Source organism: Chryseobacterium indologenes, from assembly GCA_016025055.1.
Taxonomy (GTDB): Bacteria; Bacteroidota; Bacteroidia; order Flavobacteriales; family Weeksellaceae; genus Chryseobacterium; species Chryseobacterium indologenes.
The window spans coordinates 1,943,054-1,957,786 of the sequence record CP065590.1 but is presented as its reverse complement, the minus strand read 5'-3'; the positions used below and the strand labels follow the sequence as shown (position 1 = coordinate 1,957,786).

Sequence of the window (14,733 nt, the reverse complement as noted above, 5' to 3'; positions counted from 1 at the left end):
TTATGTAACTTTATGAGTATGAAAAACATCATTATAATACTCTTCATAGCCTTTATTCCTTTTAGTTGTTTCTCACAGGATAACTCAAAGAAAGATAAGGAGCAAAATGAAATGAAACCATCTAAAAATGATGACGGAGAATGGGATCTCACTGTGATAGATACCCAGTTTGATTATTTTTTAAGTGCTATCGCCAGACCTATCAGCCAATATTCCGAATCATATCTGAAAACGAAAAACACCTTCCTTGTGAATGAATGGAACGGATATTATAATTCAGGAAAGTACAGAAACATTATAGAATCCGGAATCGACTATGACCCCCGTGAAAACTATGGGATAAAATTTGAGTATAAACTCTATCAGGTATTTGCCTATGTAAAATGGAAATATGGCCTCAAAATGCAAGGACTGTCAGGAAGCGACGCGATAAGATAATTAACAGGCTATAAAATGTACATAAAAAAGGTTCAGAAAATTCTGAACCTTTTACTTTTATAATAGCCGGACAATTATTTGTTGAATAATTCCTCTACTTTATCCCAGTTTACTACATCGAAGAATGCAGAAACATAATCAGGTCTCCTGTTTTGGTAGTTTAAGTAATAAGCATGCTCCCAAACATCTAATCCTAAAACCGGAGTTCCTTTAACATCTGCAACAGGCATTAACGGGTTATCCTGGTTTGGTGTAGAAGAAACAGAAACAGAACCGTCAGCATTTTTTACCAACCAAGCCCATCCTGAACCAAATCTTGTTTTAGCAGCATCAGAAAAGTCAGTTTTGAATTTTTCAAGACCACCATAGTTTTCAATAGCAGCTTTTACATTTCCTACTGGTTCTTTGCTTCCTCCGGGAGTCAGAATTTCCCAGAATAAAGAGTGGTTGAAGTGACCACCACCGTTATTTCTTACTGCCGGCTTATCAGTACCTGTCTGGCAGATCTCTTCGATAGTTTTTCCTGCTAAATCAGTACCTTCGATTGCTTTATTTAAATTGTCAATATACGCCTGGTGATGTTTTGTATAATGGATTTCCATAGTTTTAGCATCGATCGTAGGTTCTAATGCATCGTATGCATATCCTAATTTTGGTAATTCAAATGACATAATCTTTATTTTTAATGTTATACCCAAAATTAGCCAATATTTAAGGGATAATCAAAGATTGGGTATTACTTTAATAAATCTTTAACATTGATACATTGATTTAGAATGAATTAAATTTTAAAATATTTTTTTCAAGCTGATTAAAATAAGCATTCGCTTCAACCCTCAATGATAGTATTCAAAACCTACTTTATTTTCAATTTTGTAACTTACACAATATGAGCAATATTCCGAATCAGAATATTCTCTCACTGAATGTTTAACTTAAAATACTTTTACTATGAAAATAGGACTTTTTGGATTTGGTAAAGCAGGAAAGGCAGTGGCCTCTGTAATACTTCAGAATAAGGATCATACCTTGCAGTGGATTTACAGAAAAACTAATAGACTGACAGCAAGGGATGCCGCAGATTTTTTAGGCATAGAAAGTGATGATCCCGGTCATTTTTATTCAGAGAAAAAGATATCTGTGGGGGAATTGCTGAAAGAGCATCCGGTAGATGCTATCATTGACTTCTCTTCTAAAGACGGTATTTATATGTATGGAGAATCTGCTGCTGAACATGAAGTAAAAATCATTTCTGCCATTTCCCATTATACAGATAAAGAAGTTGGCCTCCTTCATAAGCTGGCAAAAAATGCGACGGTTTTCTGGTCTCCCAATATTACCCTGGGAATTAATTATTTACTGTATGCTGCGCGGTTTTTAAAAAAGATTGCCCCTTCAGTAGATATAGAAATTGTTGAGGAACATTTTAAAGACAAAGAAGGAATTTCAGGAACGGCTATTCGTATCGCCGACGCATTGGATGTGCAGGATGAGAATATCAATACCATCAGAGCAGGAGGAATTGTAGGAAAACATGAAGTTATTTTTGGATTTCCTTTTCAGACGGTAAGGCTTATCCACGAATCTATCTCCAGGGATGCCTTTGGCAACGGAGCTTTGTTTGCTGCCGAACATCTTATCCATAAAAAACCGGGCTTCTATAAATTTGAGGATTTGTTGCATCCTTATTTCAAAGTATAGAAGCCCGGCTTATGAAAATTTAATTTATTATTTATTCATAGACATCAGGAACTCTTCATTATTCAGGGTTCCTTTGATGTTTTTATCTACAAATTCCATCGCTTCCACCGGATTCATTTCAGAAAGGTATTTTCTTAAAATCCACATTCTTTGCGAAGTAACTTCATCAAGAAGAAGATCATCTCTACGTGTACTTGACGACACAAGGTCAATAGCAGGATAAATTCTTCTGTTAGCGATTTTTCTATCCAGCTGAAGTTCCATGTTCCCTGTACCTTTGAATTCTTCAAAGATTACTTCGTCCATTTTAGAACCTGTATCAATCAATGCAGTTGCAATAATCGTCAATGAACCTCCTCCTTCAATTTTTCTGGCAGCTCCAAAGAATCTTTTGGGTTTATGAAGAGCATTGGCATCAACCCCACCGGAAAGTACTTTACCGGATGCAGGAGTAACGGTGTTATAAGCTCTTGCCAATCTTGTAATAGAATCAAGCAAGATCACAACATCATGTCCGCATTCCACCATTCTCTGAGCTTTCGCAAGAACAAGGTTTGCTACTTTCACGTGTTTTTCAGCGGCTTCGTCAAATGTAGAGGCAATTACTTCTGCATTTACACTTCTTTCCATATCGGTAACCTCTTCAGGACGTTCGTCGATCAGAAGGACCATCATATAAACTTCAGGGTGATTGGCAGCAATAGAATTGGCAATATCTTTCAGCAACATGGTCTTACCCGTTTTAGGCTGGGCAACAATCATCGCTCTTTGCCCTTTTCCGATAGGAGCAAATAAATCTACGATTCTGGTAGAAACAGTAGATCCGCTTCCTGCAAGATTGAATTTTTCTTCCGGGAAAAGAGGAGTCAGATATTCAAAAGCAACACGGTCTTTGATGAAGGCCAGATCACGTCCGTTAACCTCAGTAGGTCTTAGTAATGAAAAATACTTTTCGCCTTCTTTTGGTAACCTTACAATTCCTTTAACGGTATCGCCGGTTTTTAAACCAAAATTTCTGATTTGCGCGGTAGATACATACACATCATCAGGAGAAGAAATATAACTGAAGTCTGATGAACGTAAGAATCCATAGTTATCAGGTAAGATTTCCAGCACTCCTTCAATGCTCACAAGCCCATCAAAATTGAATTCTTTCTTATGGTCCTGTGCTTCCTCTGCCTTCTCAGAATGTCTGTTCTGGTTCTGGTTTTGGTGCTGATGTTGTTGGTTTTGATTTTTATTTTGGTTTCCGCCGTTCTGCGGATGGTTGTGTCCTTTCTGAGGTCTGTTGTTAGCCTGTTGCTGAGGGTGATTAGGCTTTTCTTCTATCGGAGAAGATTCCTGGGACTCTGTGTTTTTAGGAGTTTCCGGTTTTTCCTGAGCTACCTCAGTATTGCCTGTGTTGGTGGAAACCCGTTTTCTTTTTTTCTTAGCTGCTGCTGAAGGAGTAGAAGTTTCTTCGGTGGCTAGGGCTGTTTCTGCTTTAGGCTCTTCGGTTTTTACTTCTTCGGAATCCGGTATTTTTTCTTCTACTTTTTCCTCTACTTTTGGTTCTACCGGGGCTTTTGCTGTTGTCTTAGGTTTGGCTGCAGTCTTTTTAGGGGCAGCAGCTTTTCTTGCCGGGGCTTTAGCAGGTTTTTCTGCGGCAGCCTCTTCAGTATTTATACTGGTAGTTTCTGTGGCATTGAAATAATCTTTTGAGACTTTGGGGTTGGAAGCCTGAAAGTCAAGAATAGCAAAGATCTTGTCATTTTCATTGCTGTTTCTTGCAACTTTAACGCCCAAATCTTTTAAGATTTTAGTCAGTTCCGTTACGGATTTTGACCTTAACGTTTCTATGTTAAACATACTTAATGTAAAAATGTAATTAATTGTGAGTAAGAAAAGTAAGTCCGGTGACTTTTGTTTTCAAGTACATTGTATAATGCAAATCTACACTTATTTTTGAATTGTGCAAAATTTATGTTATTTTTGCCAAGAATTTAATATTCAATGCTACAAAGAATACAAACTATTTGGACATTACTGGCGCTATTAGCTGCTGTTTTTCTTTTCATTACAGGACAGGATGTCGCTGTATTTGGTACTATTCCGGTACTTAATATCGGTTGTATTATATTGGTTTTAACCGGGGCATTAAGTATTTTTAGTTTTAAAAACAGAAAAAGACAAATTCTGCTGAATACCATCAGCATTATTATAAACGCTTTGTTGATTGGTGTATTGGCGTACTGGTTACTAAACTTATCCGGAGGAATTCAATTTCCTGAGAAGGGTATTGAGCCGATTTTCCCATTGATCGCGGTAATCTGTTTGTTTATTGCAAACGTATTTATCCGCAGAGATGAGAGGCTCGTAAAATCTGTAGACAGACTTCGATAGCCTTACAACGATTTTTTGAGTGAGAACAGTTCCTTTTCAGGAGCTGTTTTTTATTTGGTGCACTTCCTTTTCTTCAGACCAATCAATTAAATTACGTACCTTCCTGCAACGTTTCGGTCTAAACTACGACAGATCTTATAATCTTTAATTGAAAGCCAATGAAAAAACTAAGTTATCTTATAGTATCCCTATTCTCCATCTGTACTTTTGCACAGGAAATCTCAAAAGAAAGAGTAAAGACTATTCTTTCAACATTAGCATCAGATGAAATGAAAGGCAGAGAGATTGGGACACCGGAAAATGAGAATGCCGCCCAATATATAGCCACTCTTTTCAAGGAAAACAATCTCGATTACTGCACTGGAAATTCTTATCTGATTCCTTTTGAATACAAAGGAAAAAAGGCCTATAACGTATGTGGTGTTAAAAAGGGAAAAAATGATAAATACCTTGGATTCTCCGGACATTTTGACCATATCGGAACCAGCAATAAAACGGGAGACAATATCTACAACGGTGCAGATGATGACGCCAGCGGAATTACCACTCTGGTAGGTATTGCAGATTATTTTAAAAATAAAAAACCGGATTTTTCTATGGTTTTTATGGCTTTTAATGGCGAGGAAAAAGGAATGCTGGGTTCTACAGCTATCTCACAGGATAAAAACCTTGACAAAATCTATCAGAATATGACCGCTCTTTTCAATTTTGAAATGGTTGCCACAGAATCTCAATGGGGGAAAAATGCACTGTATATGACAGGCGACAGCTTTTCGGATTTGGATGAATTATTTAACAAAAGTGCCGCAAACGGATTAAAAATAAACGCAGACCCTTATGCAAGAGAGCAATTATTTTATCGTTCAGACAACGTAAGTTTTGTAAAGAAGAAAATCATTGCTCATTCATTTTCAACAGTAGATATGAGTAAGGCGACGCATTATCATCATGAAAATGATGACATCAACATCGTTGACTTTGATAATATGACGCAAATCATCAACAATTTCGGGAAAACACTGGAAAAATTAAATCCTCATAATTTCAGTCCGAAATATAATGACCAGGTAAATTTTAATTGATTTCATTGCCATAAAAACCGTCCTGAGGACGGTTTGTTTTTTTCATCAATATCTGTGCGATACGGTATCTTATTCTATAATAATAAAAAAACATTGGCAGATTATATTTAGTTGTAACAAAAACAAATCCTTTAAAACATATTAATTAAAGTAAAATAGGATTAAGAACGTCTTATCTTGTAATTTTACGTAATTTTGCTATCCAATTTTTTCATTGAATGAACGAATATAAAAAAATCCTGAAATTCGCGAGACCGCATCAAAAATACATCTACGGAAGTTTATTTTTCAATATCCTGTACTCCGTATTTCAGATTGCTTCCTTAGGTACTATTTTACCGGTACTGGGAATGCTTTTTGGCACCATTAAACCGGAAAAATATGAGACCGCACCCGTTTATTCCGGTGAGTTTCTTGATTTTTTTCACCTATGTAAAAGACTATTCCAACTACTATATCCAGAACCTTGTAGGTGAATATGGTGCCCTGAAAGTCCTTGCATGGCTGTGTATCATCACTGCGTTCATGTTTTTACTGAGAAATATGTTCAGATATTTTGGTGCTTTCCTGTTGATCAACTACCGTGTTGGCGTTACAAAAGATCTTCGTGGCGCGATGTACAGAAAGATACTTTCTTTACCGGTTTCATTTTTCACAGAAAGCAGAAAAGGAGATCTGATGTCCCGTATGTCTAATGATGTTGGAGAAGTTGAAGGAAATATTCTGGGAAGTTTAGTGGAACTTATCAATGCACCCTTTATGCTGATCAGTACTTTGGTAAGTTTATTCTTTTTAAGTGCGGAAATGACCCTTTTCTCTCTATTGGTTTTACCCGTTATGGGAACCATGATCGCTTTGGTAGGAAAAAGTCTTAAGAAAGATTCTCACGAAGCACAAAATGAAATGGGAACGATCTTCTCTATTGTAGATGAGACTTTAAAATCTTCAAAAGTTATTAAAATCTTTAATGCGGAGAAGATCATGGATAATCGTTTTATGAGATCCATGAACAAGTGGATCTCGAGCTCCATCAGTTTAGGAAGGAAGAAAGAATTAGCTTCTCCTATGAGCGAATTCCTAGGTTCTATTACGTTCTTAATCATTGCCTGGTACGGAGGAAAACAGATTATTGTTGAACAAAGTATTTCTCCTGCAGATTTCCTTGTTTTCCTTGGATTGTTCTTCCAGATCCTGCCTCCTGCAAAAAGTTTATCCACTTCCATTTCCAACGTACAGAAAGGGGAAGCTTCTCTGAAAAGAGTATTGGAAATCCTGGATGCTGATGTAAAAATCGAAGAAGTTGCAGAACCGGTTTCTATTTCTACCTTACAAAATAATATTGAATTTAAAAATATTGGATTCTACTATGATAAATCCAATCTTATCCTTAAAAATTTCAACCTGACGATTCCGAAAGGAAGAACTGTAGCATTAGTCGGGCAAAGCGGAAGTGGAAAAACGACCATAGCTAACCTTTTAGCCAGATTTTATGATGTTTCAGAAGGAGAAATTCTTATCGACGGTACAGATATCAAACATTTGAAATTACAGGAATACCGTCAGCTTTTAGGAATGGTAACCCAGGAGTCCGTATTATTCAATGATTCGGTATACAATAATATTTTGATGGGTAAACCTGACGCCACGAGAGAAGAAGTAATTGCAGCAGCCAGAATAGCCAATGCAGACGATTTCATCACCAATCTTTCGGAAGGATATGATACCAATATCGGGGATGACGGAAACAAGCTGTCGGGAGGACAGAAACAAAGAGTTTCTATCGCAAGGGCTGTCCTAAAGAACCCTCCAATCATGATTCTTGATGAAGCAACATCAGCCCTTGATACCGAATCCGAAAGATTTGTACAGGATGCTTTAGAAAAAATGATGGAAAACAGAACCTCTCTGGTGATTGCCCACCGACTTTCGACCATCCAGAAAGCAGACTGGATTGTGGTAATGGAAAAAGGAGACATTGTAGAACAAGGTACCCACCACGATCTTATCGCTAAAAAAGGAATGTATAATAAGCTTGTCGAACTTCAGAATTTCGACTAATGTATTTCAAGAATTTCAAAATATGAACCCTATACAAGAGTATTTCTACAGAATCGAAGAGCCTGAAAGAAGTGCTCTTCTTTTTTAAGGGAAAAGATACTGGCTTCTGATACAGAAAACATTACGGAAACCTTCAGCTTTGGTCTTCCCTTTATCAAATACAAAAAAAAATGCTCTGTTATTTTTATTACAGCAAAAAGTACCGGAAGCATTACATCAGTTTTTACCACGGTGATAAACTGGACTATCCTGAATTGACCCAGGATGGCAGAAAGAAGTTTAAAATCCTTTTAATTGACGCCGAGCAAGATTTGCCACTGGAGCTGATATTAAGGCTTCTGGATGAAATAAAACCATATATAAAAGCTTAAGATCAAATAATAGGTTCAGATACTCTCTCCTCACAGGTGACAATCTGTGGATTTACAATAAAAAAGATCGTCCTTTTGAGAACGATCTTTTTTATGATTGATGATAAATCTTAGTGTTTCAGTTTGGCGATCACATCCAGACCCCCTTTTGTGATATCTCCGATCTGACACACAATTTCAGTATCCAGAGGAAGGAATACATCCATTCTTGATCCGAACTTGATGAAACCGAATTCATGTCCGGCTTTTGCCTGATCTCCTTCGTTACAGTAAAAAACAATTCTTCTGGCAACATATCCCGCAATCTGTCTGAAGACCACTTTATGGTTCGTCTGCGTTTCTACTGCTACCGTCGTTCTTTCATTTTCTGTAGAAGACTTTTCGTGCCATGCTACGAGATATTTCCCCGGATGATATTTTTTGTAGATCACTTTTCCGGTCACCGGATATCTACAAATGTGTACATTCAGTGGAGACATGAAAATAGAAACCTGAATGGCCTTTCCCTGAAGGAATTCATTCTCTTCTACTTCCTTGATCATTACAACTTTTCCGTCGACCGGTGCGATTACATTTTCTTTGTGATCGAGAATAGTACGATCCGGAACTCTGAAAAACCAGAATACAAGACAGTAAATAACCAACAAAGGCATGATGATCACCAGTGACCATATTTTAAGGAAGTAAATCGCCAGCGCTCCCACTAACAAAAAAAGGATCGTCGCTACGGTGATTGTTCCTTTTGATTCTCTATGCAATTTCATGAGACTATATAAATTTTTCTAAAATAAAGTACAAATATACGACAGGAACACAGATTATGAAACTATCCAACCTATCTAATACACCACCATGCCCCGGAATGATGTTTCCACTGTCTTTTACGCCGAAATTTCTTTTCAGCTGACTCTCCACCAGATCTCCCAGTGGGGCAAAGGCAGCAACAAGAAATCCAACAACCATCCAGTTTCCTCTCAGTTCCGGCTGATAATGCTCGATAAAGTAAGATAAAACCAGTGTCAGCACTACTCCACCTGCATATCCTTCCCATGTCTTTTTAGGGGAAATTTTAGGGGCCATTTTATGTTTTCCAAAGAATTTCCCTACCAGATAAGCAAAGGTATCGCTACTCCATATTAAAATAAACAGGAAAAGAACTTCCAGAGAGAAGTTATCGTTATAGCTGGAGAACTTTGGTAATCCTAATGCGAAACTGAACGGGAGCGCTACGTAAATGACTGTAAAAATAAGTTTACCACTGTCAAAGTATAATTCGTTGGGAAATTTAAATAAAGTAACCACAGCGATCCCTATCAATGCAAGAGCAAGGATTTCACTCAGTCTGAAATCAAAAAAGAAATCGTGGTGGAAATATCTTTTGGAAAAAATATAAAATATAAAAATGACCAACGGAAAAACGACCCATTTCTCATATCCTTTCCCGAATTTCATGATTTTGATACATTCCCAGGTTCCTACAACCAGCAAAAGGCTCATTAATCCATGATATAGGTACTGCTGTTGAATAAGGCCGGGAACGATACTGTTGATGAGCTGTGCTCCCAACGGAGTGGTACAAAGAATGATAACGGCTACATACACCAGGCCTGAAATGGTTCTTTGAATAAGGTTTTTGTCCAAAATTTACAATTTAGAAGTGGCTGCTTAATCTTCAAGCAGTAATAAAAACAATTTGGTATTGGAATTCGAAGAACTATCCATTTTTGACTGGCTTCCGCTGATGGAAGTAAGATTCTTGATATTTCCGTTCCTTTTTATTTTCCCCATGGCATCATTCAGGTTGTTTACAATCTGTGAAACATTGGCAATAATGATAATTCTATCCGGCAGCCTTGAAGAATGATAATGGAGAATATTATTATGAGAAAGCATAATTCTTCCGTCATAAGCGATCAGGTATTCACAGGTAATGAATGCTGCATCATTAGACGGTTGCAATTCTGACGTATAGGGAGACTTCACAACATTCAAAAAGTTCTGAAGTTCTTTGTCCCAACAGAAAAGGTTTCTTATACCTTCTATTTTAATAATTTGATTTAAAGTTTGTAGAGCCTCCGCTTCATCTGCACAATAATTAAAAAATCCTCCCGAATGCGTAAATAATTGCGCAAACTTATAGTCGAGATCCGCATTTTTGAGCGAATCCCCAAGCTTCTCCAGACTCTGTTTTTCCTCTTCCTCAGGCTGGTTGGTAAGTTTGCTTACAATCCTCTTGAATAAATTCAACTTAATCTATTTTTAGTCAACTTTATACAAAAATAGAAAATTAATTACAATAGATTCCAAAAATGTCTCTTTAAATATGAAAAAACCTGACAATTTTACAGTTGTCAGGTTTTATTTATCCTATTTAAGAGGTTTTTTAAAGTTGCGTAGGGCTTTCAGGCGCCTGTATTTCGCTTTCCTCTTCTTTTTCTTTAATCTGAGGAGTTTCCAACATTTCCTGTTGTTCTTTTTCAGGAATGGTATTGGTAACCGGTTTCTCTGTCAATTCAGGATCCCATGCTCTCTTTCCGAAAATTTCTTCTAAGTCTTCACGGAAGATCACCTCTTTTTCTAAAAGCTTATTGGCCAATGCATCAAGCTTATCTTTATTTTCTGCAAGAATTCTTACAGCTCTTTCATATTGATTTTCGATGATGGCTTTAATCTCAGCATCAATTTTTGTGGCTGTTTCTTCAGAATAAGGTTTTCCAAAAGAATATTCAGACTGACCTGAGCTGTCGTAGTAAGAAATATTACCGATATTCGGGCTTAATCCGTAGATCGTCACCATGGCCTGAGCTCTCTTCGTTACTGTTTCCAAGTCAGAAAGTGCTCCTGTTGAAATATTGTTGAAAATCACCTGCTCTGCTGCTCTCCCTCCCAGTGTTGCGCACATTTCGTCCAACATCTGCTCAGTCGTCGTAAGCTGTCTTTCTTCCGGAAGATACCATGCCGCCCCTAATGAACGTCCTCTTGGAACGATCGTCACTTTTAGAAGTGGTGAAGCATGTTCTACCAACCATGAAATTGTTGCGTGACCTGCTTCGTGGTAAGCCACTCTTCTTTTTCAGAAGGTTTGATTGCTTTATTTTTCTTTTCAAGACCACCGATGATTCTGTCTACGGCATCAAGGAAATCCTGTTTTGTTACTGAAGTATGGTTATTTCTTGCCGCAATAAGAGCTGCTTCGTTACATACGTTCGCAATATCGGCCCCACTGAATCCAGGTGTCTGCTTTGCAAGGAATTCCCTGTCTACATTATCATCCAGCTTGATTTTCTTTAAATGAACGTCAAAGATCTGTCTTCTTTCATGTAATTCCGGAAGGTCCACATAGATAGAACGGTCAAAACGTCCTGCTCTCATTAAAGCTTTATCAAGGATATCTGCTCTGTTGGTCGCTGCCATTACGATCACATTCGTATCTGTTCCGAAACCATCCATTTCAGTAAGAAGCTGGTTCAGGGTGTTTTCTCTTTCGTCGTTTCCGCCGGAGAAGTTGTTTTTTCCTCTTGCACGTCCGATGGCATCAATCTCGTCAATGAAGATAATTGCAGGAGATTTTGCTTTTGCCTGGGCAAAAAGATCTCTTACTCTTGAAGCTCCTACTCCCACAAACATTTCTACAAAATCAGAACCTGAAAGTGAGAAAAACGGAACTTTAGCTTCACCGGCAACAGCTTTAGCCAATAAGGTCTTACCGGTTCCCGGAGGCCCCACCAAAAGGACTCCCTTAGGAATTTTACCTCCCAATTTGGTATATTTTTCAGAATTTTTCAAGAAATCAACAACTTCCTGTACTTCTTCTTTAGCACCTTCCAGTCCTGCAACATCTTTAAATGTTACCTGAATTCTTTCTTTTTCGTCAAAAAGCTTGGCTTTCGATTTTCCGATAGAGAAGATTTGTCCGCCAGGACCTCCGCCACCACCCATCTTTCTGAAAAGAAGGAAGTAGAATAATCCTAAAATAGCAATCCAGATCAATGCAGAAACCAGGATATCCATGAAAGGATTTTTACCTGCTCCGTAATCTTTTGTTGTGGTAATCGCCGGATTGGTTGCTTTAATTTGTTCAAATTTTTGAAGGAAAAGCTGAAGGTCTCCATATTTTACAGAAAAATCTGCTTTTGGAGCCATTTCGAATGCAGAAAGAGGGTTGTTTTGGTTGGCATTTTTATTTACCATTGCCGTCTTTGCTGCTTTTGTAAGGAAAACGTCAGCTTTCTCTGTGTCTTTGTATATAATTATATTCTGGACTTTCCCCGCCTGCATTTCTCTAAAGAAACCATCTTCATCAATAGATTTTGCACTATCACCTCCTAAAAAATTGGAGCCAAAAAATAGCAAAAGAGCTATGATTGCAATAGGAAAGAACCAGTTGAATCCTTTATTATTCATTTATACTTTTTAAAATTTATATTAATTTTCAATTTTGGTAATGACTGCGTCACCCCAAAGCTCTTCTATATCATAGTACTCACGTACGTCTTTCTGGAATATATGAACCACTACTGAAACGTAATCTACCAGGACCCACATCGCGTTTTCGGTACCTTCTACGTGCCATGGTCTGTCTTTAAGATCGTTTCTTACTTTTTTCTCTACACTTCCAGCTAATGCGGCCACCTGTGTATTTGAGTTTCCGCTACATATTACGAACGTCTCTGCTACAGAGTTTTCAATGTTTGAAAGATCGAAGATCATAATATCTTCTCCTTTTACATCTTGAAGAGCTTCAACGATTTTATCTATTAGTGCTTGTTTTTCTGCTGTTTTATTCATTAAAAAAATACTATAATCTGCAAATTTATTGTTTTTTCTTTACTTTAACCTTACTTTTACCCCCTTAATGTCTTAAAGTTTTCTTAAATGAGTCAACTATTCTACCTGAAAGAATGCTCTTCTACTAATGACGAAATATCAAAGTTTTTACTTTATGAAAATTCGAATTTTATAGGACTTCATACTTTTAGCCAAACAAAAGGCCGGGGTCAGTATGGAAATGTATGGATTCCGACTGCCGGAAAAAACCTGGCATATACGCTGGCAGTGAATACTCACAACATTCTGTGCTCCGACTTTATATTCAATTATTATACCGCAAATATGATCAGGGATTTCCTTGCCAATTTGGCTGATTCTGACGTAAAAATTAAGTGGCCGAATGATATTATCCTTAAAGGTAAAAAAATCGTTGGAATTCTGATTGAAAAGAAAAGAATTAATCAAAATAATTATTTCATTATCGGGGCAGGAATCAATATTCTTCAGGAAAAATTTGATGAAATAACGAATGCAGGATCACTGCTGACCCAAACGGGTAAAGAATTTAACCTGGAAGACTTTAGTTTACATCTTCATGAATTTTTGTGTGAAAAACTTAGAAATATACCTTCTGAAAAGGAAATTCTTGATAACTTCAACAAAAATTTGTTCCGTAGGGACGAAATATCGGTCTTTGAAATTGAAAAAGAGCGACAAAATGGCATCATCCGTTATGCCGATGAAAAGGGTGAACTCTGGATCGAACTGGAAAATGACGGATTACGCTCTTTTTATCACAAGGAAGTAAAGCTACTTTACTGATTAGCTCTTTTAAGGTAAAGATACAGGGTAAGCGGCAGGAATACCAGATTCGGAAGCCACATGGCTAAAGCAGGCGGCAAACTCTTATTTTCTGACACGACTTTTAAGGCCTCAAAGGAGAAAACAAAAAGAAACGCCAGTGAAATTCCTATTGCAAGGTTAATCCCCAGTCCTCCTCTCTTCTTTTGAGATGAAAGCGAAAGGGCAAGGAACGTTAAAATAATGATGGAAACAGGCATTGAAGTTCTTTGATGAAGCTCGTTCAGATAAGAATTGAGGTTACTGTTTCCTCTCGCCTTCTCTCTTTCAATAAACTTCAGAAGTTCAGGTGTGGTTTTATTCTGCCCGAGAAGTTCGTTAGGAAATAGTTCTTCCGGAGAATGGCTATAATTTTTCCTCAGCTCTACACCATTGCTTAATTTTTCAGAATTATCTTTATTGATCGTCTTTTCATAGTAATTATTTAAGACGAACTGTTTTTTTGTATTGTCCCAATATACTTCACTTGCTTTAAGCTCGTATACCATTTTTCTGTCTTTATCAAACTTCTGATACACGAAGCTGGAGCCTCTTCTTTCTCTTTTGTTCCATGAATCGACAAATATGTATTCTGTCTTACTGAGCTGTGAAGAAGCGGGTGCGGTTCCGAGAATTCTCTCTTTATTAGCGGCATTATAGGTATAGGCTTCTAATTCATTTTTTTTAATATTCGCCCAGGGAAGAATCATGTGATATACCAAAAGTGACATCACCGCAATTAAAATCGAAGTATACAGATAAGGTTTTGAGAACCTGTGGAAACTTGCCCCACTACTGATAATCGCCACGATTTCGGTATTATTGGCCATCCTGGAGGTAAAGTAAATTACCGTGATAAATACCAGAATAGAGAGAAAAGTGACTACAAGATTAATAATCCAGTAAGGATAAAAATGAATCAGGAAGTACGTAAGGTCAAGCTTGGGATCGATTGCTTTTGCATTTTCTATTCTAGGAATTTTCTGCTGAACATCGATAACCAGTACTACAATAGACAAGAGCACCAGCATGAAACTGAAAGTTCCAAGGTATTTTTTGATGATATATTTGTCTACAATTTTGATCATAAT

General features: G+C 37.3%; 12 protein-coding genes and 3 pseudogenes. 7 read left to right on the top strand and 8 right to left on the bottom strand.

Annotated features, from left to right (window positions below; translation table 11 throughout):
- The first annotated feature begins 18 nt into the window (after positions 1-18).
- On the top strand, positions 19-438 hold the full coding sequence (locus tag H3Z85_08850) for a hypothetical protein (GenBank protein ID QPQ53414.1): 420 nt from the start codon (positions 19-21) through the stop codon (positions 436-438).
- A 74-nt stretch (positions 439-512) separates the two neighbouring features.
- On the opposite strand, the gene H3Z85_08845 is transcribed toward H3Z85_08850, so the two are convergent.
- On the bottom strand, positions 513-1,112 hold the full coding sequence (locus tag H3Z85_08845; GenBank protein QPQ53864.1) for a superoxide dismutase: 600 nt from the start codon (positions 1,110-1,112) through the stop codon (positions 513-515).
- Between the two features lie 277 nt (positions 1,113-1,389).
- On the opposite strand from H3Z85_08845, the gene H3Z85_08840 reads away from it, so the two are divergent.
- Positions 1,390-2,139, top strand: a complete 750-nt coding sequence (locus H3Z85_08840; GenBank protein QPQ53413.1) for a dihydrodipicolinate reductase — start codon at positions 1,390-1,392, stop codon at positions 2,137-2,139.
- A 27-nt stretch (positions 2,140-2,166) separates the two neighbouring features.
- On the opposite strand, the gene rho is transcribed toward H3Z85_08840, so the two are convergent.
- A complete protein-coding gene (gene rho, locus H3Z85_08835; GenBank protein ID QPQ53412.1) occupies positions 2,167-3,987 on the bottom strand; it encodes a transcription termination factor Rho in 1,821 nt (606 codons plus the stop codon).
- 144 nt (positions 3,988-4,131) lie between these two features.
- Here rho and H3Z85_08830 point away from each other — a divergent pair, with 144 nt between their 5' ends.
- The 4 genes and pseudogenes from H3Z85_08830 (at position 4,132) to H3Z85_08815 (ending at position 8,032) form a co-directional block, all read left to right on the top strand.
- Positions 4,132-4,521 (top strand): DUF4293 family protein, encoded by a 390-nt coding sequence (locus H3Z85_08830; GenBank protein ID QPQ53411.1) that lies wholly within the window; start codon positions 4,132-4,134, stop codon positions 4,519-4,521.
- 158 nt (positions 4,522-4,679) lie between these two features.
- Positions 4,680-5,603 (top strand): M28 family peptidase, encoded by a 924-nt coding sequence (locus H3Z85_08825; GenBank protein QPQ53410.1) that lies wholly within the window; start codon positions 4,680-4,682, stop codon positions 5,601-5,603.
- A 218-nt stretch (positions 5,604-5,821) separates the two neighbouring features.
- Positions 5,822-7,661: pseudogene (locus tag H3Z85_08820) on the top strand (ABC transporter ATP-binding protein).
- Between the two features lie 22 nt (positions 7,662-7,683).
- A pseudogene (locus tag H3Z85_08815) lies at positions 7,684-8,032 on the top strand (DUF1801 domain-containing protein).
- A 110-nt stretch (positions 8,033-8,142) separates the two neighbouring features.
- Here the strand turns inward: H3Z85_08815 and H3Z85_08810 are convergent.
- From H3Z85_08810 to rsfS, 5 genes and pseudogenes are all read right to left on the bottom strand, one after another.
- The gene (locus H3Z85_08810) at positions 8,143-8,796 is read right to left on the bottom strand and encodes a phosphatidylserine decarboxylase family protein (GenBank protein ID QPQ53409.1); all 654 of its coding nucleotides are present in this window, start codon (positions 8,794-8,796) and stop codon (positions 8,143-8,145) included.
- A gap of 4 nt (positions 8,797-8,800) precedes the next feature.
- Positions 8,801-9,673 (bottom strand): phosphatidate cytidylyltransferase, encoded by an 873-nt coding sequence (locus tag H3Z85_08805; protein ID QPQ53408.1) that lies wholly within the window; start codon positions 9,671-9,673, stop codon positions 8,801-8,803.
- Between the two features lie 24 nt (positions 9,674-9,697).
- Entirely contained in the window at positions 9,698-10,279 is a 582-nt protein-coding gene (locus H3Z85_08800; protein ID QPQ53407.1) for an LUD domain-containing protein, read from the bottom strand.
- Between the two features lie 136 nt (positions 10,280-10,415).
- A pseudogene (gene ftsH, locus H3Z85_08795) lies at positions 10,416-12,436 on the bottom strand (ATP-dependent zinc metalloprotease FtsH).
- 21 nt (positions 12,437-12,457) lie between these two features.
- Positions 12,458-12,820 carry a ribosome silencing factor gene (gene rsfS / locus H3Z85_08790; GenBank protein ID QPQ53406.1) on the bottom strand — a complete coding sequence of 121 codons (363 nt, stop codon included), beginning with the start codon at positions 12,818-12,820 and terminating at the stop codon, positions 12,458-12,460.
- Positions 12,821-12,907: 87 nt separating this feature from the next.
- Here rsfS and H3Z85_08785 point away from each other — a divergent pair, with 87 nt between their 5' ends.
- Positions 12,908-13,624 carry a biotin--[acetyl-CoA-carboxylase] ligase gene (locus H3Z85_08785; protein ID QPQ53405.1) on the top strand — a complete coding sequence of 239 codons (717 nt, stop codon included), beginning with the start codon at positions 12,908-12,910 and terminating at the stop codon, positions 13,622-13,624.
- Here H3Z85_08785 and H3Z85_08780 read toward each other — a convergent pair.
- Entirely contained in the window at positions 13,618-14,727 is a 1,110-nt protein-coding gene (locus H3Z85_08780; GenBank protein QPQ53863.1) for an LptF/LptG family permease, read from the bottom strand. The two genes, H3Z85_08785 and H3Z85_08780, sit on opposite strands and share 7 nt — an antisense overlap.
- Positions 14,728-14,733 lie beyond the last annotated feature (6 nt).

What these genes read in the sequence shown, in the direction of transcription:
- H3Z85_08850 (QPQ53414.1), top strand. Translation starts at nt 19, where the DNA reads ATGAAAAACATCATTATAATACTCTTCATAGCCTTTATTCCTTTTAGT.
- H3Z85_08840 (QPQ53413.1), top strand. Translation starts at nt 1,390, where the DNA reads ATGAAAATAGGACTTTTTGGATTTGGTAAAGCAGGAAAGGCAGTGGCC.
- rho (QPQ53412.1), bottom strand. Translation starts at nt 3,987, where the DNA reads ATGTTTAACATAGAAACGTTAAGGTCAAAATCCGTAACGGAACTGACT.
- H3Z85_08830 (QPQ53411.1), top strand. Translation starts at nt 4,132, where the DNA reads ATGCTACAAAGAATACAAACTATTTGGACATTACTGGCGCTATTAGCT.
- H3Z85_08825 (QPQ53410.1), top strand. Translation starts at nt 4,680, where the DNA reads ATGAAAAAACTAAGTTATCTTATAGTATCCCTATTCTCCATCTGTACT.
- H3Z85_08810 (QPQ53409.1), bottom strand. Translation starts at nt 8,796, where the DNA reads ATGAAATTGCATAGAGAATCAAAAGGAACAATCACCGTAGCGACGATC.
- rsfS (QPQ53406.1), bottom strand. Translation starts at nt 12,820, where the DNA reads ATGAATAAAACAGCAGAAAAACAAGCACTAATAGATAAAATCGTTGAA.
- H3Z85_08785 (QPQ53405.1), top strand. Translation starts at nt 12,908, where the DNA reads ATGAGTCAACTATTCTACCTGAAAGAATGCTCTTCTACTAATGACGAA.